This is a genomic window from Nitratireductor sp. ZSWI3 (genome assembly GCF_024655565.1).
Classification (GTDB): domain Bacteria; phylum Pseudomonadota; class Alphaproteobacteria; order Rhizobiales; family Rhizobiaceae; genus Nitratireductor.
On the sequence record NZ_JANKOF010000017.1, the window covers coordinates 1 to 22,767 of the forward strand.

Consider the following 22,767-nt stretch of genomic DNA (forward strand, 5'->3'; position numbering starts at 1 on the left):
CCGGCCTTGCGGCCGGCCGAAGTCCAAAGTTTCATAAACTGCGTCTTCCTCAATTTCGCGCGCGACTTTGCAACCATGCTGCCGGCATGTCAAAGAGATGTGCGAACGGGAACGGTGAAGCCTATGGAAAAGCAGCGCGCGGAGAAGAGTTTCGTGGTGGGCGGCGCGCGCATCGGTGCGGGTCCGCTGGAGCCCGCTCTCTATCTGGTGGCGACACCGATCGGCAACCTTGCCGACATCACGCTGCGCGCGCTGGAGGTGCTGGCCGCCGCCGACATCCTCGCCTGCGAGGACACGCGCACCTCGCGCATCCTGATTTCCCGCTACGGCATCAAACGCGCCATGACGGCCTATCACGAGCACAATGCGCGCGAGGCGGGCCCACGCCTGCTTAACGCCCTCGAGGCAGGGCAAAGCGTCGCCCTGATCTCGGACGCCGGCACGCCGCTCGTCTCCGACCCCGGCTACCGGCTGGTCGAACAGGCCGTCGAGAAAGGTATCCGCGTGGTTCCCGTGCCCGGTCCCTCCGCCGTGCTCGCCGCGCTGTCGGCCTCCGGGCTGCCGACCGACGCTTTTTTGTTTGCCGGCTTCCTTCCGGTCAAGGACGGCCAGCGCCAGCGCCGGCTCGAGACGTTCCGCCAGACGCCGGCGACGCTGATCTTTTTCGAATCGCCGCGCCGGCTGGCCGGAAGCCTTGCCGCGATGGCAGAGGCGCTGGGCGGCGATCGACCGGCCTGCGTGGCACGCGAAATCACCAAGACCTTCGAGGAGATGCGGCGCGACACGCTGGCAAAGCTCGCCGCGCATTACGCCGAAGCCGGCGCGCCGAAGGGCGAGATTGTCGTCTGCATCGGCCCGCCGGGCGAGGCGGCAGAGGCGAGCATGGTGGACACCGACCGCCTGCTCCTGTCGCTCGCCGCCGAGATGCCCGCCGCCAAGGCGGCCGGCGAGGCGGCCCGTATGACGGGCGCCCGCAAGGCCGATCTCTACCAACGCCTGATCGAGCTGAAGGCCGCCAGCGATGCCGGCTGAGGCGCGGCAAAAAGCCTATCGGCGCGGCCATCGCGGCGAATGGCTGGCCGCAGTCGCGCTGATGGCCAAGGGCTACCGCATCCTCGCCCGTCGGCACCGCACGAAGCTTGGCGAGATCGATCTGATCGCCCGGCGCGGCGACCTCGTCGCCATCGTCGAGGTCAAGGCCCGTCCGAGCCTTGAGCAGGCGATGGAGGCGGTGGGCTACGAGGCGCAGCGCCGCATCGAGCGCGCCGCCGATCTGTGGCTGGCCCGCCAGCCCGATCACGCCCGGCTGTCGCTGCGCTTCGACCTCGTCGCCGTGCTGCCACGCCGCTGGCCCGTGCATGTGGAGAATGCGTTTTCGGGAAGAGGATAGGCCGGCAAGCTCCGCCTCACCCGGGAAGACGTCTCATGCCGACGAACGCCGGCTCACCCGCATCGGCAAGCCGCCCTGCGGCTGGGTGGTGAGCTTCTGCACCGGCCAGGGCTTCGTCTCGGGCAGCGTGTCGAAGCGGAAGCGCGACAGGAGCACGGCGAGCGCGATCACCGCTTCCTGCATGGCGAAGCTGGCGCCGATGCACACACGCGGCCCGGCGCCGAAGGGCAGATACTGGTAGCGATCGAGCTTCTCGCGGTTTTCCGGGTGGAAGCGCGACGGCAGGAAGGCTTCCGGATTGTCCCACAGCGCCCGGTGGCGATGCACCGTCCACGGCATTACCAGAACCTGCGCACCCTTGACGATGGTGAAGTCGCGGTACCGATCCTCCGCCAGGGCCTCGCGATTGATCGAGGGCGCCGGCGGATAGAGCCGCATCGCCTCCTCGAAGGCGGCGCGCGTCAACGGCATGGCATCGAGCCATTTCACGGGATCGGGCTCGCGCGCCAGCACCGCATCGATCTCCGCCTCGACCCTGTCGCGCTCCCAGGACGCTTCGGCCAGGCAATAGATGGTCCAGCCGAGCGCCCGGGCCGTGGTCTCGTGGCCGGCGCCGATGAAGGTGATCAGATTGTCCTCGATCTCCTGCCTGGAAAGGCCGTCCGGCCCCTCGGCGCGCAGGAGCAGGGTGAGGAAATCCTCCGGCACGTCGGTGCCCTGCGCGATCCTGGCCTTCCGCATCTCCATGGTTTCGGCGACGATGTTGCGGAAGAAGGCGAGTGAGTTGCGGCCGAGCAGCCGGGTGATGCGGGGCAGCCAGTCGGGCGCCCCGAGCAGATCGAGCGGATCGACGCGGCCCATGGTCTCGAACAGACGGTCGACCTGATGGGCGAACGCGCTTGGATCGCCGGCGATCTCACCGGAAAACAGCGTTTCGGCGAGGATGTCGAAGGTGAGCAGCGTCATGTCCCGCGAGACGTCGACCGGGCCGGCCGCGGCCTCGTAGCGCTCGGCGAAGGCCTCGGTGCGCTCCAGCATCGGCCGTGCGAAGCCGGCGATGTGGCGCGGCGTGAAGACCGGCGCCATCGCCTTGCGGGAGCGCCGCCACACCTCACCTTCGGCGGTCAGCAGGCCGTCGCGCAGGATCGGGCGCAAGATCTTCTGGCGCACGCGCGCCATCTTGTAGTTCCTGGCGTTGTCGACGAGCACATGGCGGATCAGGCCGGGATCATTGGCGATGACAAGCGGCCCACCGATACCGCCTTCGATGTAGATCCACGGCTCGTTGTAGGAAGGCTCGCCCCACAGCTCCAGCGGATTGCGGTAGACGATGCGCATCATCTGCAGCGTGGATGGCGGCTTCGTGCGCGGGCTCGGTGCGGGCGGCACGAACGGCGCAGGCGTGGTCTTCATCGGCAAATCCTTTCCCGCATAATCTAGGCCCCGGAGGGCGTCTCTTCAAATCGGGCAAACGGCGGGAACCACTGATGACCTGGCGCATTGATAGGGCGTCCCAGGCAAATGGAAACGAACAGGAATGCGCTCCGCTGAGATGCGCAAGGAGGCGTCATGAACTGGAATCAGGTCGAAGGCAATTGGGAGCAGTTCAAGGGCAAGGTCCAGAAGAACTGGGGCAAGCTCACCAACGATGATCTCGATGTCGTGCACGGCAACCGGAAGGAACTCGCCGGCAAGCTGCAGGAACGCTACGGCAAGGCTCAGGAAGAGGCCGAGCGCGAGATCGACGACTGGCTGTCGCGCCACTGACCAGCCGCTGCCGAACGAATGGAAAGCCCCGCGTGTGCGGGGCTTTCCGGCCGTCTCAGTGGTTTTCGTGCGCCTCGCCGGCGCCGCCCACCGCGACAATGTTGTAGGGCATGCCCTCGATCGCGATGGTGCGCGCCTTTTCGAACGTGTCGGCGCTCACCGCGTGGATGCTACCCTTCAGCGGATCCGTCACCATGATCTCGTCACCGGCCACGGCGATGCGCGGACGCGGATCCGACCAGTGACCGTCCATCGAATAGGGCTCCGTCAGCGCCACCGAGCGGTCGATCTTGCCGGCCAGAACGTTGACGCGGTTCAGCTTGCCGTCCTCGGTGAAGACATAGGCGAATTTCGGCCGCACCGGGTCGACGGCGAAGTCGACACGGCGCGTCGGCAGATCGATCAGGCGGAAGGCCTGCTCGTCCTCCGGATCGATCAGCACCACGGAGGAGGGGCCGAAATTGCCGAGGAAATATTGCAGCGCCTTGCCGCCGACAAGCGTCGAGACCTTCGCATCCGAGGGCAGGTCCGCGGTATAGGCGAGATGCCTGATCGTGGGCGCCGCGCCGCGACCGCCCGTCACCAGCAGCAGACCTGTCTTGCAGGCGATCGCCGTGATGTTGCCCGACGTCGCCTCGCCGTGCAGGCCGGGGCAGGACACCGGCTCGCCCACCATCTGGCCCGCCGCATCCACCACGACGACGCCTTCCGGCAACTCGCTCGGATCCGTCCGGTTCGGCACGGTCAGGATGGCGTGCGCACCGTAGGGAATGGCGACGCCATGATGCGGGGCGCTCGTCTTCAGTTCGCGCGGCGCGGGCATGCCATCCTCAAGCACCTTTTCCGACACGAGGCGGGCCACGCCTTCCCCGTCGAAGAACAGCGCCACGTCGCCGTGATGCGCGACGAAATGCACGGGGCGTTCGCCGTCGACCGACCCGGCCAGCGCCTTCGGCGCCGTAACCTCGATGTCGGCGTGGTCGCCGTGATCGTCGAAGTGGATGCCGGTCGAAAAGCCCGTCACCGTGTTGGCGTCGCGCTGCACGGCGAAGACGGTCCGGCCGTTCTCGGTTGCATAGTTGCGGGCCGGTGCGGCAAGCGGAAAGGTTTCGAGCGTCTCGCCCTTTTCCGCGTCGAGCACGTGAAGCACGGGCGCCGTGTGGTCGGCCACGAACAGCCGCCAGGCCTCCCGTTCACCGGCCTCGCCGGCTCCCGTCGCTGCCAGCGCCAGTCCGGCTCCGCAGAGCAAGGCATGTGGTCGCATCGTCGTCTCTCCTTTATGTAATAACGTTACTAATCAAATGAAATGGAAGCCAGACCAACCGGCTGGCTCTTGCCGGCACGGGGCAGCGGACAAATGCCTCCCGGCAGGGCAGCGTTTCCGCAAAACCCTGCCGAGCCCGGCCCCGCGCTGCCTCAGCTTTGCGCCGAAAGACAGGTCTTAAGCGAGGTCGCCATGCCGCGGATCAGCTCGAAATAAAGGTCCGGGCCATCCGTCAGCGTCGCGCCCAGCGGGTCGAGGACACCCGCCTTGGCGCTGGTTCCCTCGGTCACCACCTCGACCAGGCGAGGCTCGAACTGCGGCTCGGCGAAGACGCAGGCCGCATCGAGCGCCTTCACCTTCGTGTGAATCTCGTCGACACGCTGCGCGCCGGGGATCACCTCGGGGCTGACGGTGATGGAGCCCGCCGCCGCCAGGCCGAAGCGCTTCTCGAAATACTGGTAGGCGTCGTGAAAGACGACGAACGGTTTGTCCTTGACCGGCGCCAGCTCCGCCGACACCTCGGCTTCCAGCGCGTCGATCCTGCCTTCCAGCTTGGCCGTGTTGGCGGCATAGGTGGCGGCGTTGTCCGGATCGGCTTCCGACAGGGCTTCAGCGATCGCCCGCGCCATCACCTTGGCGTTTTCCGGATCGAGCCAAAGATGCGCGTCGGGGCCGTGGTCATCGTGGTCGTGACCCGCCTCGGCCTCGTGGCTGCCCGCCTCGTCATCGTGATCGTCGTGGTGATCGTCTTCCTCACCCTCATGCGCATGCGCCTCGAAAGCGCCACCTTCGCGGGGCTGGAGCAAGGTCAGCCCCGCGGCTTCCGAAAGCGTCACCAGCTTCGCCCCCTCAGCCAGCGTGTCCAACGGCTTGGCGAGAAAGGCTTCCAGGTTCGGGCCGACCCAGAACACCAGATCGGCATCGGCGAGCATGCGCGCCTGGGAGGGGCGCAGCGAGTAGGTGTGCGGCGAGCCGGCGCCCTGCAGGATGAGTCCCGGCTCGCCGACACCCTCCATCACCGCCGCGACCAGGGAATGGACGGGCTTGATGGATGTGACGACCTGCGGTTCCGCGGCCAGCGCTCCGCCGGCCGACAGGGCAAGCAGGGAGGCGGCGGCGAAAAGGGCGCGAGTGGATTTCATGAGGGGCTCCTGTGGAAGGTCGAACGGACGCAAGATGCGCAGCCGGGACATGCCGACAGATCGATGAATCGACGTGCCATTATGTTATGACATTACATCTCCTTGCGTTATGCTATAACGTGTGCCATATGCGCTGACAAGCCGGAAAAACTCGCATGTTGAAAAAGCACTCCCCCTCTCTCGAAACCACGTCCGAACCGTTGGTCGAGATGCACAATGCCGGCGTCTTCCGCGCCGGGCGCTGGCTGGTGCGCGGTGTCGACCTTGCCGTCAGGCGCGGCGAGATCGTCACGCTGATCGGGCCGAACGGCTCGGGCAAGAGCACCACTGCGAAGACCGCCATCGGCGTGATAAAGCCGTCCGAAGGGCATGTGCACCGCTCGAAGCGTCTCAAGGTCGGCTATGTGCCGCAGAAGGTGGCGATCGACTGGACGCTGCCGCTCAGCGTCGAGCGCCTGATGACGCTCACCGCGCCGGCAAGCCGCGCGGAGATCGGCGCCGCGCTCGAGGCTGCCGGCGTGGCGCATCTTGCCGGACGGCAGGTGGCGGCGCTTTCCGGCGGCGAATTCCAGCGCGCCCTGCTCGCCCGCGCGCTTCTGCGCAAGCCCGACCTGCTGGTGCTCGACGAACCCGTGCAGGGCGTCGATTTCACCGGTGAGGTGGCGCTCTACGAGTTGATCCGCGACATCCGCAACCGGACTGGCTGCGGCATCCTGATGATCTCGCACGACCTGCATATCGTGATGGCCGACACCGACACGGTGATCTGCCTCAACGGGCATGTGTGCTGCCGCGGAGCGCCGCAGAGCGTCATGGTCAGCCCCGAATACAGGAAACTGTTCGGCGCGCGCGCCGCCGAGGCGCTGGCGCTCTACCGCCACCACCACGACCACACGCATCTGGCCGACGGTCGCGTGCGCCATGCCGACGGCTCGATCACCGACCATTGCCACGCCGAGGACGGGCATCACCATCACGGTGACGACGCCCACGACCACGGCCATGACCGCTCGAGCCGGGCGCAGAGCGACGGAGAGCCCCATGCTCGATGATTTCTTCACCCGCGCCCTCATCGCCGGCATTGGCCTGGCGCTGGTCACCGGCCCGCTCGGCTGCTTCGTCGTCTGGCGGCGCATGGCCTATTTCGGCGACACCATGGCCCATTCGGCGCTGCTCGGCGTGGCCCTGTCGCTGGTCATGCAGATCAACCTGATGATCGGCGTCTTCCTGGTCGCCGCCCTCGCTTCGCTGGCATTGCTTTTTCTGGAAAAGCGCGGCGCATTGTCCACCGATGCGCTGCTCGGCATCCTGTCGCACTCGACATTGGCGCTCGGCCTCGTCATGGTGGCTTTCATGACATGGGTGCGGGTCGATCTGATGGGCTTCCTGTTCGGCGACATCCTCGCCGTGTCGAAGCTCGACATCGCGCTCATCTATGGCGGCGGCGCGGCGGTTCTGGTCCTGCTCGTTGCCCTGTGGCGACCGTTGCTGGCGGCCACGGTCAACACCGACATCGCCCAGGCGGAGGGGCTCAACCCCGAGCGATCGCGCTTCGTCTTCATGCTGCTGATGGCCGCCGTCATCGCCATCGCCATGAAGCTGGTCGGTATTCTCCTGATCACCGCCCTGCTCATCATCCCGGCGGCCACGGCGCGGCGCTTTGCCGATGGACCGGAGACGATGGCCGTGCTTGCAGCTCTCATCGGCGCGGCCTCCGTGGTTGCCGGCCTTGCCGGCTCGCTCGAATTCGACACGCCGTCCGGCCCGTCCATCGTCGTGGCGGCGCTCCTCTTCTTCGTGCTCAGCCTCGCCCCCTCGCCGCTGGCGAAAACCCCCGACCGCGTGACGGAGGACCGGCCATGACCCCCGACCTGACCCGCAACCAGAATCTTGTCATGAAGGCGCTGTCGAGCGCCGAGGCGCCGCTCAGCGCTTACACGATCCTAGACCGGTTGCGCAGCGACGGCCTGCGCGCGCCGCTACAGGTCTACCGGGCGCTCGACAAGCTCACCGAGATGGGTCTGGTGCACCGGCTCGAAAGCCTCAACGCCTTCGTCGCCTGCGCGCACCCGCACTGCCACGAGCAGGAACTCATCGCCTTCGCCATCTGCGAGAACTGCGGCAAGGTGGAGGAATTCTCCGACGACACGGTCAAGGAGCGACTGGAAGGCTGGGCCAGGACCCATCGCTTCAAGGCGGCCAAGACGACCATCGAGATCCGCGGCGATTGCGGCGGATGCGCCGATAAAGGGTAGCGCTGGGGCTTAGAGCGGGATGAGGAAAAGTGTGAAGCGGTTTTCCGCCCGCATCCCGCTCAATTCTTTGGAATCGATCGCGTTTTATGATTTTGGATTGATTCAATCCAAGATCATCGCGATCTAGGGTCAGGACCTATGAATATGGCCGCAATGGTCGGCCTGATTTGCACGGGCTACTTTGTCGCAAGACCTTGAAAGACGTGAAGTCTTCCTGCGGTCCTGCTCCGCGTATCCGCACAAATCAGGCCGACCATTGCGGCCATATTCATAGGTCCTGACCCTAGCCTCTACCCCTGCTTCTCCACGTGATTGTTCCGGAGCGGCGTCACCGCGTTGCCGTGCGCATCGAACCCCTCGTAGCGGGCGAAGCGCAGCGTATGCGGAGCGAACTCCGCATAGCCCTGCGCCGTCACATGGGCGACGGAAGAGGTCTTCATGAAATCGTGTACGCCAAGCGGCGAGTGGGCGCGCGCCATGCCCGAGGTAGGCAGCACGGCGTTGGGGCCGAGCGCGTAATTCGCCATCGAGCCCGGCGCGTGCTCGCCGAGCAGGATCTCGGAAGCGTTGCGCACCTTCGACAGATATTCGAACGGCGTCTTCGACAGGATCTGCAGGTGCTCGGGCGCGTAATCATTGACGAAGTCGAAGGCCTGGTCCGGCGTTTCGGCGAGCACGATGCCGCCGCTGGTGCCGCCCAGCACGTCCGACGAATAACGCACCCGCTCGGCACCCATCTCGGCCCAGAATTTCGGCAGCGCGTCGCGCACCTTCTCGGCCACCTCACGGGACCAGGTGACAAGGAAGTTGGAGCTGTCGCTGCCGTGCTCGGCCTCGACCAGAAGGTCGAGGGCGGCGATCTCCGGATCGGCGCTCTCGTCGGCGAGCACGATGCTCTCGGTCGGGCCGGCCGGCAGGCGCGAGGCGATCTGGCCCTGCAGGAGCCGCTTGGCGGCGGCGATCCACGGGCTGCCCGGCCCCTCGAACTTGGCGCAGCGCGGCACCGTCGCGGTGCCGTAGGCGGCGGCAGCCACGGCCTGGCCGCCACCCGCCTTGTAGACATGCTTCACGCCGGCGATGCGGGCGGCGACCAGCGTCGCCGCATCCACCTTGCCGTCGGGACCCGGTGGGGTGAGCACGATCGGCATCGGCACACCGGCGACGACCGCCGGGATCGCCGTCATCAGCGTCATGGACGGGAAGGTGCCCTTGCCGCGCGGCGAATAGAGCGCCACGCTGTCGATGGGCGTCGCCCGCTCGCCGACCAGCACGCCGGGGCGGATCTCCTTCATCCACATCTCCTGCGGGCGCTGCGCCTCGTGGAACCGGCGAATGTTGTCGGCGCAGAACTCCAGCGTCTCGATCATCTTCTTGTCGAGGCTCTTGAAGGCGGCATCGAAATCCGCTTCGGTCGCGGCGATCTCGTCGGGTTCCACCGGTGCCTTGTCGAACCGTCGGGCAAAACGCGCCAACGCCACGTCGCCTTCCAGGCGCACCGCCTCGATGATCGGCGCGACGTTCTCGAGGAAATGGGTGAGATCGTCCTCCGTGCGCGTGAGCAGCACCTTGCGCTGCGCATCGGACAGTTTCGACAATTCATGCCAGGCCACGCGCTTCGACATCTTCACCACCGGTCTCCAGGATGCGTTCCGGCGCCACCTATAAATGATTTTCCCGCCAGGAATAGCCCCCGGGGAGCGGCCGCTCAGCGCAGCATGCCGCCATAGATGCCGGGTTCGGAGCCGGGAATCTCGATCGCCCCGCAGTGCCGCTCGTAAAAGCCGACGGGACCGGCGGCGCCGATCACCGCATAGGCATAGCCCGCCTGCCACATGGCATGCAGCGTCGTCGTCAAGAGCCCCGCGCCGATGCCGCGCCCGCGCGCCGCCTCGGCAACGCCCGTGGGGCCGAAAAAGCCCTTCGCGGTGGCGTCGTAGCAGGCGAAACCGAGCAGCTTGCCCTCCTCCACCGCCATCAGCACGCCGGGCGGCCGGGCGGCAAAGGCGACGGCGCATTCGCTCGCCCAGTTGCGGCTGAAATGCCGTTCGGCGAAATCGCACACGACATGCATTTCCGGCGCGATGGCACGGCGGATGACGACGGCGTCGCCACGCGGCGCCTGCGCCGGCAGCTTGTAGAGCGGCACGAGAAGATCAGGCATGGTCGGTCTCCGAATAGGCAATGAAATGGCCAGGCGCCACCTCGCGGTAGCCGGCTACGGGCTGCGCGGCCAGCCGCCGCACCGCCTCGGCCTGCCGCGTGAAGGCAAGCGCATCGCCTCCCGCCGCGTCGAAGCGGCGGGCGGGGTCCGGCACGGCGGAGATCAGCAGCCTCGAATAGGGATGATGCGGATTGCCGATGACGGCGCCGGAGGGCCCGCGCTCCACCACCTGGCCGGCATACATCACCGCCGTCTCCTCGGCGATATAGCGCGCCGTGGCGATGTCGTGGGTGATGTAGAGGAAGGCGATGCTGCGTTCCTCCTTCAATCGCCGCATCAGGTCGAGCACGGATTTGCGGATCGACACGTCAAGCATGGAGGTCGGCTCGTCGGCAACGATCAGCTCGGCGCCGACGGCAAGCGCGCGGGCGAAGCTCACGCGCTGCCGCTGGCCGCCGGAAAGCTGGTGCGGAAATTTTTCCAGCGTCGTCGCCGGGTCGAGCTCCACGTCCGTAAGGATCCGCCGCAGCCGCGCCTCCAGATCCCCGGCGCCGCCGTGCAGCCTCAGCGGCCGCTCCAGGTGATGGCGGATCGTGTGCGTCGGGTTGAGGGAGGCGAAGGGATCCTGGAACACCATCTGCACGGCGGCGAGATAGGCGCGGTCGCCCCGGCGCGTGCGGCCGGCGAAGATATCGGCGCCGCGGAAGCGGATTGTGCCTGCGCTCGGCTCGAAATGGCGGATGACGGCGCGGCCGCAGGTGCTCTTGCCCGAGCCGCTTTCGCCGACCAGCGCTAGCGCCCTGCCGGGCTCGATCGAAAAGCTGACGTTGCGCAATGCCTCGACGCGGCGCGCGGGGCCCAGCACCGGGCGCACGTGAAAGGTCTTGGAGACGCCTTCCAGGGAAAGAAGCGGAGCGTTCATGCGACGGTTCCCTCGATGCGCGGCATGGCGGCCCAGAGCCTGCGCGTATAGTCGTGGCGCGGTGAAGCGACGAGGCTTTCGGCTCCGCCCGCTTCGACGATGCGCCCCTCGAGCATGACGGCGATGCGGTCGGCGAACTGCGCCATCAGCGCCAGGTCGTGGGTGATGAAGAGCACCGAGAAGCCCAGCCTCCGCCGCAGCGCCACGACCTCCTGCAGGATCTCGCGCTGCACCACCACGTCGAGCGCCGTCGTCGGCTCGTCCATGATGACGAGACGTGGCTTCAGCGTCAGCGCCATGGCCAGCACGACCCGTTGCCGCATGCCGCCGGAAAGCTGGTGCGGAAACGCGTCGAGCCGGTCGGCCGGAAGGCCGACCATGGCCATCATCTCGGCGGCCTTCCGGCGCGCCGCCGCTCGGTCCATCCTCTCGTGGCGCGCCAGCATGTCGCGGAACTGCTCGAACACGGTCAGGACCGGATTCAGCGAGTTCATGGCGCTCTGGAACACCATCGAGGCGCCGCTCCAGCGCCAGGCCTCCAGCCTGCGGCGCGGGAAGGCGAGCACATCGTCCCCCTCGAACAGGATCCTGCCTTCGCTGATGAAGGCCGGCGGGCGGTGCATCCGCATGATCGAGAAGGCGATGGTGCTCTTGCCGCAGCCGCTCTCGCCGGCTAGCCCCAGGATCTCGTTGTGGCCGATGTCGAAGGAGACGTTGCGCACGGCACGGAAGGTGCCGGTCGGCGTCAGATAGTCGACGCAGAGATTCTGCACCGACAGGAGGGGCTCCGGCGCGCTCATGCCTCCTTCTCCACCAGGCGCTCGCGGTCGAGCTTCTTCTGCAGCTTCATCGCCTTGCCGATGGCGCCGAGCGTGCGCAGGCGCGGATTGGAGATCTCATCGACGCCGAAATTCAACAGCGACAGGCCGACGCCGATGACGACGATGGCGGCGCAGGGCGCGGCCATCTCCCACCAGGCGCCGACGGTGATGGCCGAGGCGTTCTTGGCGTTGTAGAGCATCGTGCCCCAGGAGACAGACAGCGGGTCGCCCAGCCCCAGAAACTCCAGGGTGGCCTGGGTGATGATGGTGAAGATGACGCTGCCGATGAAATTGAAGCCGATGATCGACAAGAGATTGGGCAGCATCTCGACCAGGATCATGCGCCACACCGGCTCGCCGATGAGCTGCGAGGCCTGGATGAACTCGCGGTTCTTCAGCGTCAGCGCCTGCGCGCGGGTGACGCGGGCGCCCCAGGCCCAAGAGGTGAGCCCGATGATCACGGCGATCGCCAGCGGCCCCACCTGGCCGAGGAAAGCGGCGAGCACGAGAAGCAACGGCAGCTGCGGCAGGACCAGGACCACGTTGGTGGCGAAGTTCAGCGTCTCGTCCGTCGTGCCGCCGTAATAGGCGGCCGTCAGCCCCACCACGGTGCCGATCAGCGTGACGATGAGGCCGGCGAGCACGCCGACCATCAGCGAGGTGCGCGTGCCCCAGACGAGTTGGGTATAGACGTCGCGGCCCATGCGCGTGGTGCCCATCACATGTTCGACGCTCGGCGGCTGGTGCGGCCGGCTCACCCGCTTGTTGGGGTCGTGGCCGGTGAGGACGGGGGCGGCAAGCGCGACGACCACGTAGAACACCACGATGGCGAGGCCGAAAGCAGCCTTGCGGTTGCGCAGGAAGATCTTCAGGAGGCCGAGCATCAGGCCCTCCTCAGGCGCGGGTCGAGCGCCACATAGGCGATGTCGACCGCGAAATTCGCCGTCAGCATCGCCAGCGTCATGATCAGGAGCTGGCCCTGGATGAGCGGGAAATCGCGGGCGATGACGCCGGTGTAGAGCAGGTTGCCGAGCCCCGGATAGTTGAACACCACCTCGGTGATCAGCGAGCCGCCGAACACGGAGCCGAGGCTGATGGCGAAGGCGGTGACCGACGGCAGCAGCGCGTTGCGGGCGGCATAGTTGTAGCGCACCCGCGCGTCCGACAGGCCCTTGGCTTCGGCGAGATGCACGTAATCCTCGCCGAGCTGGCCGATCATGTTGTTGCGCATGGTGACGAGATAGCCGCCCACCAGCACCAGGCCCAGCGACAGGACCGGCATCACCGCATGGACTAGCATCGACTTCACGAACGGTCCACCGAGCGACGGCTCCAGCGCCGGGTCGTAGGCATAGCCCGTCGGCAGCCAGTTGAGCGACACGGCGAAGACGAACAGCGCCGTCAGCGCCACCACCACGGCGGGCACGGATTGCAGCGCCAGCGCCAGCGGCGAGACGAGGCTGTCGAAACGCCCGCCGCGGCGCCAGGCGGCGCGTATGCCGAACAGCGTGCCGAGCGCATAGGCGAGCACGGTCGCCGTGCCCGTCAGGAACAGCGTCCACGGCAGTGCCCGCGTCAAAAGGTCGATCACCGGCGTCGGATAGTATTTGACCGACAGGCCGAAATCCCAGGTGAAGATGGATCCGAGATATTTCAGATACTGCAGGTGAAGCGGCTCATCGATGAAGCCGAAGGTTTCCATCAGCGCCTCGCGCGCCTCGGGCGGTATGGTGCCCTGCGCCTGCGCCAGCATGATGTCGGCGGGGTTGCCGGGCATCAGCCGCGGGATCAGGAAATTGAACGTCGCCGCCACCAGGAAGGCGACGAGATAGAACGCCAGACGGCGCAGAACGAAGCGCATGATCTTCCCCTGTATCGCACACAGGCGCTCCTACACCCCCTCTGGCCTGCCGGGCCAGGGGGTGTGATGGGGCGCCGCGGCAAAACATCAATCAATCCTCCACCGGCCTGAGCGACAACAGATGCAGCAGCCGTTCCGGCGTCTCGTCGTGCACGACCGGCTTGGCGACCGGATTCTCGGCGCTGAAGAAACCCGTGAACCGCTTGGTGTTGTACTGGTACCAGAGCGGGTTGTTGAACACCGCGACATAGGGCATGTCGCGGCCGATCTCCATCTGGATGTCGTTCATGATCTGCCGCTGCTCTTCGGCATCGGCGGTCTTGAAGAAACCGTCGAGGAGCGCGTCCAGCTTTTCGTTGTAGTAGCGGGTGGCGCCGAAGCGCGTCTTGCCCTGGTGGCGCGAGTGGAGGCCGAGATCCATGTGGTATTGCGGCGTGACGCCGGTGAAATAGGCGTTCATCGCCATGTCGAAATCGCCGTTGATCAGGCTTTCCGACCACACCGCCTGTTCCGGCGTCGCCACCTGCGCCTCGACGCCGATCGCCGTCAGGCCCTCCACGCCGAGCTGCACCGTGTTGATCCAGTCGGTCCAGCCGTTCGGCACGATGATGTTGAAGGAGATCTTCTTGCCGCTCGGCGTCTCGATGTGGCCGTCGCCATCCGTATCCTTGTAGCCGGCCTCCTCGAGCAGCGCCTTGGCGCCGTCCACGTCGTAGCGCGTGAACCTGCCATATTCCGCGTCGACCTCGGGATTGTTCCACGAATGGAAGGCCTGGCCGAGACCTGAGGGATACTGATTGATGGTCGGATAGCCGTAGCCGGCGATGTCGACCATCGCCTCACGATCGAAGGACATCGAGACGGCGCGGCGGAAATCGACGTCGGTGAAGGCCTCGCGATTGCCCTCGTTCTTCGTCTCCATGTTGAAGTTGAAGGCGACGAGGGAGCCGGCCGGGAACCAGTATTTGTGGTGCTCGGGGTCCTGGCCGACGAAGGTCTTCTCGATGTCGGGCAGGAAGGAGCCCATCCAGTCCAGCTCGCCGCGCGCGGCGGCCGCCAGCGCCTGGTCGTTGGTGGCGATCTGCGGGAAGCGCATGCAGTCCACCTTCAGGTTCTCCGCGTCCCAGTATTTTTCGTTGCGGCACTGGATGTATTCCTGCGCCGTGAAACGGCGGATCGTCGTCAGCGGGCCGGTGCCGACCGGGTCGGGGTTGGTGAAGGTCACCGGATCTTCGACATCCGCCCACACGTGCTCGGGCACGACGGCGAGACGGACGATCTGGTAGATGGCGCCGGAATTGGCATCGAGCAGGTGGAAGCGGATGGTCCTGTCGTCGACCACCTCGACCGTGTCTACGATCTTGTCGAGGCCGTAGATATCCAGCGCCTTGTTCTTCTTGACGAGGTCGAGGCTGAAGGCGACGTCCCTGGCGGTGAACGGCTTGCCGTCCGACCACGTGACCCCGTCGCGCAGCGTGACGGTGAGGCTCTTCAGGTCGTCGGCATAATCGTAGGCGGTCGCCAGACGGTAATTCGCCTCACCGCCCTTGAGCGTGTTGAAGATGATCAGCGGCTCGTAGATGAAGTCGTTGACCGAGGGCAGCCGCGTCGACTGGTTGTAGGGATTGTAGTTCTCGATCCAGGCGGTGCGCTGCACCGGCAGCGCGGTGAGAACGGATTCGGCCGCCGCCGACTGCGCCTGCAGGACGCCGGCCGCCAGCACCAGCCCGGCCGTCAAAGAATATCTCATCGGTTCCTCCCTCAAGAGACCGGGCGATCATCCGCCCTCCACATCATCGGCCACCGCGCCAGTCCATTGCGAAATCGGCAGCTCGGACACTGTGGCGGAACAGACCAATCCAATGCCACCTGCCATTTCGTAAATTTCGTCAGTTTCGGTGCATTCGCCGCTCCGGGCGACCCCCGGTCTTGGCGAAAGCGCTCCGCTCCGATAGCGTAACCCCTGTCAGACGGGCAGTTTTGCCGGTCCGGGAGGGTTTCATGCAGTGGCGCGGTTTCTTGCCGGCAGGGTTCCAGGCGCGGCTTCTATTGGTCTTGCTGGTGGTCTCGATCCTACCGCTGGCGATCAGCGCCGCCGCCTTCTTCTCGCTGGTCAACGCCAACATCGCCCGCGAGACCTTCGAGAAGATCGCCTTCGCGCGCGACGCCAAGAAGAGCGAGCTGACGCAGTATGTCTCCTTCGCCCGCCGCCAGGCCGAGAGCCTCGCCCAGACCAACATCGCCCGCTATTCCATCGGCGATTTCTACGGTTTCAGCTATGCGATGGGCCAGATCGCGCCCAGCGAGGCCGAGGCGGCCGATCACCTGCGCGCCCTGTTCGGCGTTGACGACGGGGCGATCGAGCATCCCGACCCGGTCAATTACGACCGCCTGCTGCGCGAGGCGCTCGCCTATGCCAATGCGCACAACCAGTTCCACGAGGAGTATCTCACCTTCGTGGAAAGCTCCGAATTCGACAATGTCTATCTCGTCAACGCGCGCGGACGGATCGTCTATTCGGTGTTGAAGGACGACTATCTCGGCCGGCTCCTGCCGCAGGAGGACGCCACCTTGTCGCGGGCGCTGGCAGCGCTGCGCGCCGCACCCGAGGAGAGCATTGTCTTCTACGACTTCTCGCGCGACAGCCAGACGGGCCGTTTCGCCGCCTATTTCGTCGCCCGGGTCAACCTCTACCAGCGCACCAGCGGCGCCGCGATCCTGCGCCTGCCGGCGGAGAAACTCGCTGCCGTGGTCGGCGGCCACGAGGGCGGCAACGGCACGCTCAGCCTGGTCTCCTCGCGCGGCGCGGTGATCGCTTCCTCGGCGCGCCGCACGCTGCCGGAGGGAACCGCCGTGGCGCTGCCGCAGGCGATGGAAGCGCAAAGCGGCGTAACCATGCTCGAGGCCGGCCTGCTCGGCGCGCCGGCCCTGTCGGCCTGGACGCATCTCTCCCTGCCGGACGCCGTCTGGCTGTTCTCGGTGGATGCGGATGCAGCGTCGGCCTTCGCCGCCAGCACACGGCTGCGCAACATCCTGCTTGCCCTTGTTGCCCTGGCGCTGCCGCTGATCCTGCTCCTGTCCTATTGTCTCGCCCGCTCGCAGACGCGGCCGCTGAAATCGGTCACCGACGCCGCCGAGGCGGTCGCCGCCGGGGCACTCGACATGAAGCTGCCCGAGTTCGACCAGCCGACCGAGTTCGCCCGCCTCTCCCAATCCGTCGCCCGCATGCGCGATGCGCTGCGCGAGCAGGTCAAGCTGATCAGCCAGAAGAACCGCGAGCTGGAAGCGCATATCGGCGAGATCGCCGAGAAGAACGTCGAGCTGGAGCAGGCCGACCGGATGAAGGACCAGTTCCTGGCCAACACCTCGCATGAGCTTCGAACGCCGCTCAACGGCATCATCGGCATCGCCGAGACCCTGTCGGCGGGCGCTGCCGGCGACATCGCGCCGGCACAGCGCAACCAGCTCCAGCTCATCACCTTCTCGGCGCGCCGCCTGTCGCGGCTGGTCGACGACCTGCTCGACCTCTACCGCATCCGCCAGGGCCGCATGCGGCTCGACATCCAGGCCGTCGACGTGGCGACCGGCGTGCGCCAGGTGCTGCTCCTGTCGGAACCGCTGCTGTCCGGAGAGCCGGTCAGCCTGCGCGTCGACATCCCGGACGGCACGCCTCCGGTGGTGGCCGATCCGGTGCGCTTCGAGCAGATCCTCTACAACCTCATCGGCAACGCCATCAAATATGTCGACGACGGCCATATCCACGTCACCGCCTGGCAGGAGGGGGAAGGCGACGGCGCCACGGTGGCGGTCGCCGTCGAGGACACGGGACGAGGCATCTCGCCGGACAATCTCGAGCGCATCTTCCAGCCGCTCGAACAGGCCGACAATGCGGACATCACGCAGAAGAAGAGCGGCACCGGTCTCGGCCTCGCCATCGCCCGCAATCTCGCCGCCCTGCTCGGCGGCACGCTGACGGCGACCAGCGAGCTCGGCCGCGGCTCGCGCTTCGTCCTGCATCTGCCGGCCGCCGGCGCCGATGCGGCGGCGCAGGCGCAGGGCCGCTTCCCCGGCGGCCTGCATCAGACGATCAACGCGCTGGACGCGTTCGAGCCGCCCGTGGCCTCGGCCGGCGGCACGGACGCGCCGACCGTCGTCGTGGTCGACGACGAGCCGATCAACCTGCAGGTGCTGCGCAACGTGCTTCTGCCGCAGGGCTATCGCGTGATCTGCGCCGACAACGGCCGCGCCGGCATCGAGGCCGTGCGCGAGCACAAGCCGGACCTCATCATCCTCGACGTGATGATGAACGACCTGTCGGGGCTGGAGGTGGCGCGGACGCTGCGCCGCCAGCACTCGCTGATCGACCTGCCGATCATCATGGTGACGGCGCGCAGCCGCACGCGCGACATGATCGCCGGCTTCGAGGCGGGCGCCAACGACTACGTGGTCAAGCCCTTCGTCAAGGACGAGCTGCTCACCCGCATCTCGACGCTGATCGAGGCGAGCCGCGCCCGCAGCCGCGCCGAGGAGAACCAGGCGCTGCGTGACGAGGTCGACCGCCGCATCCAGGTGGAGGACGCGCTGCGCCTGTCGCAGCGGCGCATGGCGCGCCTGCTCGACGCGCTGGAAGCCGGCCTCGTCTGCGTCAATGACAAGACGGTAGTGACCTATGCCAACCGCGCCGCCGAAGCGATCTTCGGCCGGCCGCTTGACCGGGCGACACCGCTCGCCGCCCTGCTGCCGGCCGACATCGTCGCCCTGCTCGACGGCCAGTGCCGGACCGATGGCGAGAGCAGCGCCACGCTGCATCTTGCCGGACGCGATTTCAGCATCAACGCTTTCGAGCTGGAGCCGGAGGCGGGTTCGGGCATGGCGCTGGTGCTGAGCGATGCCGCGCAGGAAGCCGAGAGCCTGCTCGTCTCGGTGCGCGGCGCGATCGACAGCGCCCTGCCGGTCATGGCCGCCGAAGCGTGCGTCGAACCTATCCGCACGGCCCCTTCGGACGAAACCTACCGGGCCCTCATCGTGCAGGTGATGACCGGCAGCCTGGCGCTGTGGCGGCGCGTTAGCGGCAAGGACCGCATCGAGTTCGCCGAGGAAAGCGGCATCTGGCGCGTCAGCCTCGACAAGACCTCGCTGCAGACCCGCACTCTCGACAAATATCTCCTCATCGAGACGCTGCCGCTCAACCCGCGCTGGCGCGACGTCATCCGCTCGGCGGAGTTCGCGCTGGCACGCGGCGCGGCGGCGGAAGACGCCGAAACGGACCAGGCGGCGGCGCGGCTTACCGCCGATCTCGCCCGCCTGCGCGACCATCTGCGCCTCGCCACCGCACCGAAGCAGCGCCAGGACCAGCCGCACGACGCGGCACCCTGATAGCCTTTTTCACGACACCGTTCTTCTGCCGGGATCAAGACACACATGCCGAACACCGCCCCTTACCGACTGCTGTCCGACTGGAATGCGCAGGACCGCGTGATCGAGTTGAAGCTTGAAATCGCCGGCGGCGCGACGCTCGCCGGCGCCAAGCTTGCCACCACCTCTCTGTTCCGCATTCATCCCGAATGCCGCATCGAGGGCGCGACGCTTGCCGGGCAGTTGTCCAACCACCATGTCTTCGCCCAGCCCGAAGGGACGCGCATCGCGCCCGGCCAGAGCTGGATCATCCGCGCCGACCGGCTGAGCCATGTTTTGCGCCACTATACCTACGGCCCGAAAAGCGCCTTCCTCATCCTCGCCGATGGCTCGACACATCCCGTCGCCGTCGAGCCCATGACGCTGAACGGTGTGCCGGGCGCGCCGCATTGGGAGGAGATCGCCCCGCAGGACCTGCCGGCCGGCGCCGCCCCGCTCTCCGTCATTCCCGCTCCGCGCGCGGTGAGCGTTGCGGGGCGCCGCGACCCGGCCCTGCCGCTGGTGATCGCCACGGAGGCGCCGCTTGCCGCCCAGAAGGCGTTTTCCGCCGTGCGGGCGCTGGCCGGCCGGTTGTTCACCAGGGACGAGCCCCTTTATTGCCACGGCGAAGGCCACATCGTCGCCGCACAGGACGAGGCCGCGCTGCGCGACGGCGCCTACCGCATTGCCTTCGCGCGCGATGGTATCACCCTCAGCGCCGGCGGCGAGGACGGCTATCGCCACGGCTTCATCACGCTGGGGCAGATGCTGCGCGGCGCGCGGCAGCGGCCCCGCGACTTCGCGCTGCCCGAGGCCGGCACCATCGACGACGAGCCGCGCTTCGGCTGGCGCGGCGCGCATCTCGATGTCGCCCGCCAGTTCTACGCCATGCAGGACGTGGTCGACTTCCTCGACTGCCTCGCCTGGAACAAGCTCAACCGCTTCCACATGCATCTGAACGACGACGAGGCCTGGCGGCTGGAGATCCCCCGCTTTCCGGCGCTGACGGAAAAGGCGGCCTTCCGCGGCGTCGGCGAAATCCTGCCGCCGCTGCTCGGCACGCCCGCCGAGCGCACCGGCGGCTTCTACACGGGCGACGACATTCGCGCGCTTGTCGCGCACGGCCTGTCGCTCGGCATCGAGATCATTCCCGAAATCGACATTCCCGGCCATTGCCACTGCGTGCTGGAGGTGTTGCCGGAATTGCGCGATCCGGGCGAGACCGGTGTCTATCGCTCGGTGCAGTATTTCCCCAACAACGCGCTCAATCCGGCGGTCGAGGCGACCTGGGATTTTCTCGCCGCCGTGTTCGACCGCCTCGTCGAGCTATTCCCGGCGCGCCACCTCCATGCCGGCGCGGACGAGGTGGCGGAGGGCGCCTGGCTCGGCTCGCCGCTCGCCGTGGCGCTCGGCGAAAGGCTGTTCGGCAAGGCGGAGACCTTCACGCTGCAATCCCATTTCCTGAAACGCGTCCAGGAAATGCTGCGTGCGCGCGGACGCGACATCGCCGTATGGGAAGAAGCGGCGCTGGGCGGCGGCCTCGATGCCGAAGGGGCATTGCTCGTCGCCTGGAGAGAATCGAAGAGCGGCCGGGCGCTCGCCGAACAGGGCTATCGGGTCGTTCTGGCGCCGGCCGAGCACTACTATTTCGACATGGCCCGCTCGGCCGAATGGTGGGAGCCGGGCGCGAGCTGGGCCGGCACGGTGTCGCTGCGCGACACCTACGACTACGACCCCGGCAGCGACTGGCCCGACGCGCTGAAGCCGCAACTCGCCGGCGTCCAGTCCTGTCTCTGGTCGGAGAACCTTTCCTTGCCCGGCCTCTTCACCCATCTCGTCTACCCGCGCCTTTCCGCCATGGCGGAAGGTGCCTGGTGCGCGCCCGAGCGCAAGGATTTCGCCCGTTTCCTGGCGACCCAGGACCTGATGCCCGTCTCGGCGAGGGGCTGAGACAGGCTTAAAGGAGCGGGCTGCGCGCCCTCATCCTTGATCTTCGCCATCCGGGGCCGGAGCGGCGGCGGCATCTTTTTTGCTGCCGTTCGCCCGGTTGACATATTCGCGTCTTGGCGTACCATTCTCTTATAACAAATTATATTCTCTTATAAGGGAACAATGGAGAGAGGAGAGACCATGCACCGTTTCACGATCGCCCTCATGCTCGGCGCGGCTGCGCTGAGCGTGACGGCACCGGCCGCCGCCCAGGAAAAGGGCGGCGTCATCAAGGTCGCGACCATCGGCGAGCCGCCGACGCTCGACCCGATGACCTCCACCGCCGACCTGGTCGGCATCATCACCCAGCACATGTTCGAGACGCTCTACACCTTCGATGCCAACTGGGCAGCGACGCCGCTGCTCGCGGCCGAGCTGCCGCAGGTCTCGGACGACGGGCTGAGCTACACGATCCCGCTGCGCCAGGGCGTCACCTTCCACGACGGTTCGGACATGACCGCGGTCGACGTGGTCGCCTCTCTCGAGCGCTGGATGAAGATCGCCACGCGCGGCAAGCAGACGGCCGAGCTCATCAGCCGCGTCGAGGCCGTCGACGATTACACCGTGCGCATCACGCTCAAGGAGCCTTACGCGCCGCTCGTCTCGCTGCTGTCGCTCAACAACTCGGCCGCCATCGTGCTGCCGTCGGAGATCGCCGGCGAAGCCGAGATCAAGGAGCCCGTCGGCACCGGCCCCTACAAGATGAAGGAGCGCAAGCCCGACCAGTATATCGATCTCGTCCGCTTCGACGGCTACAAGAGCCGCGAGGGCGAGCCGAACGGCTATGGCGGCGCACGCCTGCAATATGCCGACGAGATCGTCTTCACGCCGGTGCCTGATGCCAACACGCGCGTCGAGGGCGCCGTTGCCGGCCAGTTCGACTACATCGATTCCATTCCCGTCGAATCCTACCAGCGCATCGCCGACGGCAAGACCGATCCGGTGATGCTCGCCCCCTTCGGCTGGCCGGTCTTCGTGATGAACACCAAGGAAGGCGTCAACGCCGACATCAAGGTGCGCAAGGCGATCCAGGCAGCGCTGGCCCCGCAGGACATGCTGCTTGCGGCCTTCGGCACGGAGGACTTCTTCAAGGCCGACGGCGCCATGTATCCGGAAAGCTATGTCTGGCACACCGAAGCCGGCACCGAGCCCTACAAGCCGGCCGGCGACACGGAAGCCGCCAAGGCGCTGCTTTCCGACTCCAGCTATGACGGCTCGCCGCTGCGCATCCTCACCTCGCGCCAGTACGAGTTTCACTACACCATGGCCCAGGTGGCGGCCGAGTATCTGAAGGCGGCCGGCTTCCAGGTCCAGCTCGACGTGGTCGAATGGGCGACGCTCACCCAGCGCCGCACCGACCCGGCGCTGTGGGATATCTACATCACCCACTCGCCCTTCCTGCCCGAGCCGTCGCTGACCGGCATCATGTCGGACTCCTCGCCCGGCTGGTGGGTCTCCGACAACAAGCACAAGGTGCTGGCCGCCTTCAACTCGGAAGCCGATCCGAAAAAGCGCGCCGAGCTCTGGGCCGACGTGCAGAAGGCCATCTACGACGAGGTGCCCGCCTACAAGGTCGGCAACTTCAACGCCGTCGGCGCCCAGTCGCCAAAGCTGAAAGGCATGCAGGCGGCGCCGTGGCCCTATTTCTGGAATGCCTGGCTGGAGAAGTGATGCCGGGGCGCCTGCCCCTCATCCGCCTGCCGGCACCTTCTCCCCGCAAGCGGGGAGAAGGAGGATGGCCTCAACGTGGATGCCCCCTCTCCCCGTTCACGGGGAGAGGGTAAGGGTGAGGGGCGAAAAC

Annotated in this window: 19 protein-coding genes; 9 read left to right on the top strand and 10 right to left on the bottom strand. The window is 66.8% G+C overall.

Annotation, left to right across the window (positions count from 1 at the left end; genetic code table 11):
* Positions 1-123 precede the first annotated feature (123 nt).
* Both rsmI and NUU27_RS07950 read left to right on the top strand, forming a co-directional pair.
* Positions 124-1,032, top strand: a complete 909-nt coding sequence (rsmI, locus tag NUU27_RS07945) for a 16S rRNA (cytidine(1402)-2'-O)-methyltransferase (RefSeq protein WP_257761550.1) — start codon at positions 124-126, stop codon at positions 1,030-1,032.
* Positions 1,022-1,390: a YraN family protein gene (locus tag NUU27_RS07950; RefSeq protein ID WP_257761551.1), complete on the top strand. Its 369-nt coding sequence runs from the start codon at positions 1,022-1,024 to the stop codon at positions 1,388-1,390. Before rsmI ends, NUU27_RS07950 begins: the two co-directional genes overlap by 11 nt.
* Positions 1,391-1,423: 33 nt before the next feature.
* On the opposite strand, the gene NUU27_RS07955 is transcribed toward NUU27_RS07950, so the two are convergent.
* Positions 1,424-2,803, bottom strand: a complete 1,380-nt coding sequence (locus NUU27_RS07955) for a cytochrome P450 (protein WP_257761552.1) — start codon at positions 2,801-2,803, stop codon at positions 1,424-1,426.
* 156 nt (positions 2,804-2,959) lie between these two features.
* Here NUU27_RS07955 and NUU27_RS07960 point away from each other — a divergent pair, with 156 nt between their 5' ends.
* Positions 2,960-3,157 carry a CsbD family protein gene (locus NUU27_RS07960; RefSeq protein ID WP_257761553.1) on the top strand — a complete coding sequence of 66 codons (198 nt, stop codon included), beginning with the start codon at positions 2,960-2,962 and terminating at the stop codon, positions 3,155-3,157.
* A gap of 55 nt (positions 3,158-3,212) precedes the next feature.
* On the opposite strand, the gene aztD is transcribed toward NUU27_RS07960, so the two are convergent.
* Together aztD and znuA are read right to left on the bottom strand one after the other, a co-directional pair.
* Complete coding sequence (gene aztD / locus NUU27_RS07965; RefSeq protein ID WP_257761554.1) at positions 3,213-4,421, bottom strand: zinc metallochaperone AztD; 1,209 nt, start codon at positions 4,419-4,421, stop codon at positions 3,213-3,215.
* A gap of 152 nt (positions 4,422-4,573) precedes the next feature.
* A complete protein-coding gene (gene znuA, locus NUU27_RS07970) occupies positions 4,574-5,563 on the bottom strand; it encodes a zinc ABC transporter substrate-binding protein ZnuA (RefSeq protein WP_257761555.1) in 990 nt (329 codons plus the stop codon).
* A gap of 155 nt (positions 5,564-5,718) precedes the next feature.
* On the opposite strand from znuA, the gene NUU27_RS07975 reads away from it, so the two are divergent.
* The 3 genes from NUU27_RS07975 to NUU27_RS07985 are packed head-to-tail and all read left to right on the top strand — an operon-like array spanning position 5,719 to position 7,818.
* A complete protein-coding gene (locus NUU27_RS07975) occupies positions 5,719-6,615 on the top strand; it encodes a metal ABC transporter ATP-binding protein (protein WP_257761556.1) in 897 nt (298 codons plus the stop codon).
* Positions 6,605-7,426, top strand: coding sequence for an iron chelate uptake ABC transporter family permease subunit (locus NUU27_RS07980; protein WP_257761557.1), 822 nt, complete (start codon positions 6,605-6,607; stop codon positions 7,424-7,426). Before NUU27_RS07975 ends, NUU27_RS07980 begins: the two co-directional genes overlap by 11 nt.
* Positions 7,423-7,818 (top strand): Fur family transcriptional regulator, encoded by a 396-nt coding sequence (locus NUU27_RS07985; protein ID WP_257761558.1) that lies wholly within the window; start codon positions 7,423-7,425, stop codon positions 7,816-7,818. Before NUU27_RS07980 ends, NUU27_RS07985 begins: the two co-directional genes overlap by 4 nt.
* Before the next feature lie 290 nt (positions 7,819-8,108).
* Here NUU27_RS07985 and hisD read toward each other — a convergent pair whose 3' ends face one another.
* From hisD to NUU27_RS08020, 7 genes are all read right to left on the bottom strand, one after another.
* On the bottom strand, positions 8,109-9,440 hold the full coding sequence (hisD, locus tag NUU27_RS07990; RefSeq protein WP_257761559.1) for a histidinol dehydrogenase: 1,332 nt from the start codon (positions 9,438-9,440) through the stop codon (positions 8,109-8,111).
* A gap of 83 nt (positions 9,441-9,523) precedes the next feature.
* Positions 9,524-9,979 carry a GNAT family N-acetyltransferase gene (locus tag NUU27_RS07995; RefSeq protein WP_257761560.1) on the bottom strand — a complete coding sequence of 152 codons (456 nt, stop codon included), beginning with the start codon at positions 9,977-9,979 and terminating at the stop codon, positions 9,524-9,526.
* On the bottom strand, positions 9,972-10,901 hold the full coding sequence (locus NUU27_RS08000; RefSeq protein WP_257761561.1) for an ABC transporter ATP-binding protein: 930 nt from the start codon (positions 10,899-10,901) through the stop codon (positions 9,972-9,974). Before NUU27_RS08000 ends, NUU27_RS07995 begins: the two co-directional genes overlap by 8 nt.
* Positions 10,898-11,701 (bottom strand): ABC transporter ATP-binding protein, encoded by an 804-nt coding sequence (locus tag NUU27_RS08005; protein WP_257761562.1) that lies wholly within the window; start codon positions 11,699-11,701, stop codon positions 10,898-10,900. Before NUU27_RS08005 ends, NUU27_RS08000 begins: the two co-directional genes overlap by 4 nt.
* Positions 11,698-12,594, bottom strand: coding sequence for an ABC transporter permease (locus NUU27_RS08010; protein ID WP_257761606.1), 897 nt, complete (start codon positions 12,592-12,594; stop codon positions 11,698-11,700). Before NUU27_RS08010 ends, NUU27_RS08005 begins: the two co-directional genes overlap by 4 nt.
* An 11-nt stretch (positions 12,595-12,605) precedes the next feature.
* Entirely contained in the window at positions 12,606-13,583 is a 978-nt protein-coding gene (locus NUU27_RS08015; RefSeq protein ID WP_257761563.1) for an ABC transporter permease, read from the bottom strand.
* 91 nt (positions 13,584-13,674) lie between these two features.
* On the bottom strand, positions 13,675-15,333 hold the full coding sequence (locus NUU27_RS08020; RefSeq protein ID WP_257761564.1) for an ABC transporter substrate-binding protein: 1,659 nt from the start codon (positions 15,331-15,333) through the stop codon (positions 13,675-13,677).
* Between the two features lie 251 nt (positions 15,334-15,584).
* Here NUU27_RS08020 and NUU27_RS08025 point away from each other — a divergent pair, with 251 nt between their 5' ends.
* The 3 genes from NUU27_RS08025 to NUU27_RS08035 all read left to right on the top strand — a co-directional run bounded on the left by NUU27_RS08025 (position 15,585) and on the right by NUU27_RS08035 (position 22,637).
* Positions 15,585-18,959, top strand: a complete 3,375-nt coding sequence (locus tag NUU27_RS08025; RefSeq protein WP_257761565.1) for a response regulator — start codon at positions 15,585-15,587, stop codon at positions 18,957-18,959.
* Positions 18,960-19,004: 45 nt separating this feature from the next.
* Positions 19,005-20,927: a beta-N-acetylhexosaminidase gene (locus tag NUU27_RS08030; RefSeq protein WP_257761566.1), complete on the top strand. Its 1,923-nt coding sequence runs from the start codon at positions 19,005-19,007 to the stop codon at positions 20,925-20,927.
* Positions 20,928-21,107: 180 nt separating this feature from the next.
* Positions 21,108-22,637 (top strand): ABC transporter substrate-binding protein, encoded by a 1,530-nt coding sequence (locus NUU27_RS08035; protein ID WP_257761567.1) that lies wholly within the window; start codon positions 21,108-21,110, stop codon positions 22,635-22,637.
* The last annotated feature ends 130 nt before the right edge of the window (positions 22,638-22,767 follow it).

Bases quoted from the DNA above. Each gene is read 5' to 3' on its own strand.
- rsmI (WP_257761550.1), top strand. From the start codon at position 124: ATGGAAAAGCAGCGCGCGGAGAAGAGTTTCGTGGTGGGCGGCGCGCGC.
- NUU27_RS07950 (WP_257761551.1), top strand. From the start codon at position 1,022: ATGCCGGCTGAGGCGCGGCAAAAAGCCTATCGGCGCGGCCATCGCGGC.
- NUU27_RS07955 (WP_257761552.1), bottom strand. From the start codon at position 2,803: ATGAAGACCACGCCTGCGCCGTTCGTGCCGCCCGCACCGAGCCCGCGC.
- NUU27_RS07960 (WP_257761553.1), top strand. From the start codon at position 2,960: ATGAACTGGAATCAGGTCGAAGGCAATTGGGAGCAGTTCAAGGGCAAG.
- aztD (WP_257761554.1), bottom strand. From the start codon at position 4,421: ATGCGACCACATGCCTTGCTCTGCGGAGCCGGACTGGCGCTGGCAGCG.
- znuA (WP_257761555.1), bottom strand. From the start codon at position 5,563: ATGAAATCCACTCGCGCCCTTTTCGCCGCCGCCTCCCTGCTTGCCCTG.
- NUU27_RS07975 (WP_257761556.1), top strand. From the start codon at position 5,719: ATGTTGAAAAAGCACTCCCCCTCTCTCGAAACCACGTCCGAACCGTTG.
- NUU27_RS07980 (WP_257761557.1), top strand. From the start codon at position 6,605: ATGCTCGATGATTTCTTCACCCGCGCCCTCATCGCCGGCATTGGCCTG.
- NUU27_RS07985 (WP_257761558.1), top strand. From the start codon at position 7,423: ATGACCCCCGACCTGACCCGCAACCAGAATCTTGTCATGAAGGCGCTG.
- hisD (WP_257761559.1), bottom strand. From the start codon at position 9,440: ATGTCGAAGCGCGTGGCCTGGCATGAATTGTCGAAACTGTCCGATGCG.
- NUU27_RS07995 (WP_257761560.1), bottom strand. From the start codon at position 9,979: ATGCCTGATCTTCTCGTGCCGCTCTACAAGCTGCCGGCGCAGGCGCCG.
- NUU27_RS08000 (WP_257761561.1), bottom strand. From the start codon at position 10,901: ATGAACGCTCCGCTTCTTTCCCTGGAAGGCGTCTCCAAGACCTTTCAC.
- NUU27_RS08005 (WP_257761562.1), bottom strand. From the start codon at position 11,701: ATGAGCGCGCCGGAGCCCCTCCTGTCGGTGCAGAATCTCTGCGTCGAC.
- NUU27_RS08015 (WP_257761563.1), bottom strand. From the start codon at position 13,583: ATGCGCTTCGTTCTGCGCCGTCTGGCGTTCTATCTCGTCGCCTTCCTG.
- NUU27_RS08020 (WP_257761564.1), bottom strand. From the start codon at position 15,333: ATGAGATATTCTTTGACGGCCGGGCTGGTGCTGGCGGCCGGCGTCCTG.
- NUU27_RS08025 (WP_257761565.1), top strand. From the start codon at position 15,585: ATGCAGTGGCGCGGTTTCTTGCCGGCAGGGTTCCAGGCGCGGCTTCTA.
- NUU27_RS08030 (WP_257761566.1), top strand. From the start codon at position 19,005: ATGCCGAACACCGCCCCTTACCGACTGCTGTCCGACTGGAATGCGCAG.
- NUU27_RS08035 (WP_257761567.1), top strand. From the start codon at position 21,108: ATGCACCGTTTCACGATCGCCCTCATGCTCGGCGCGGCTGCGCTGAGC.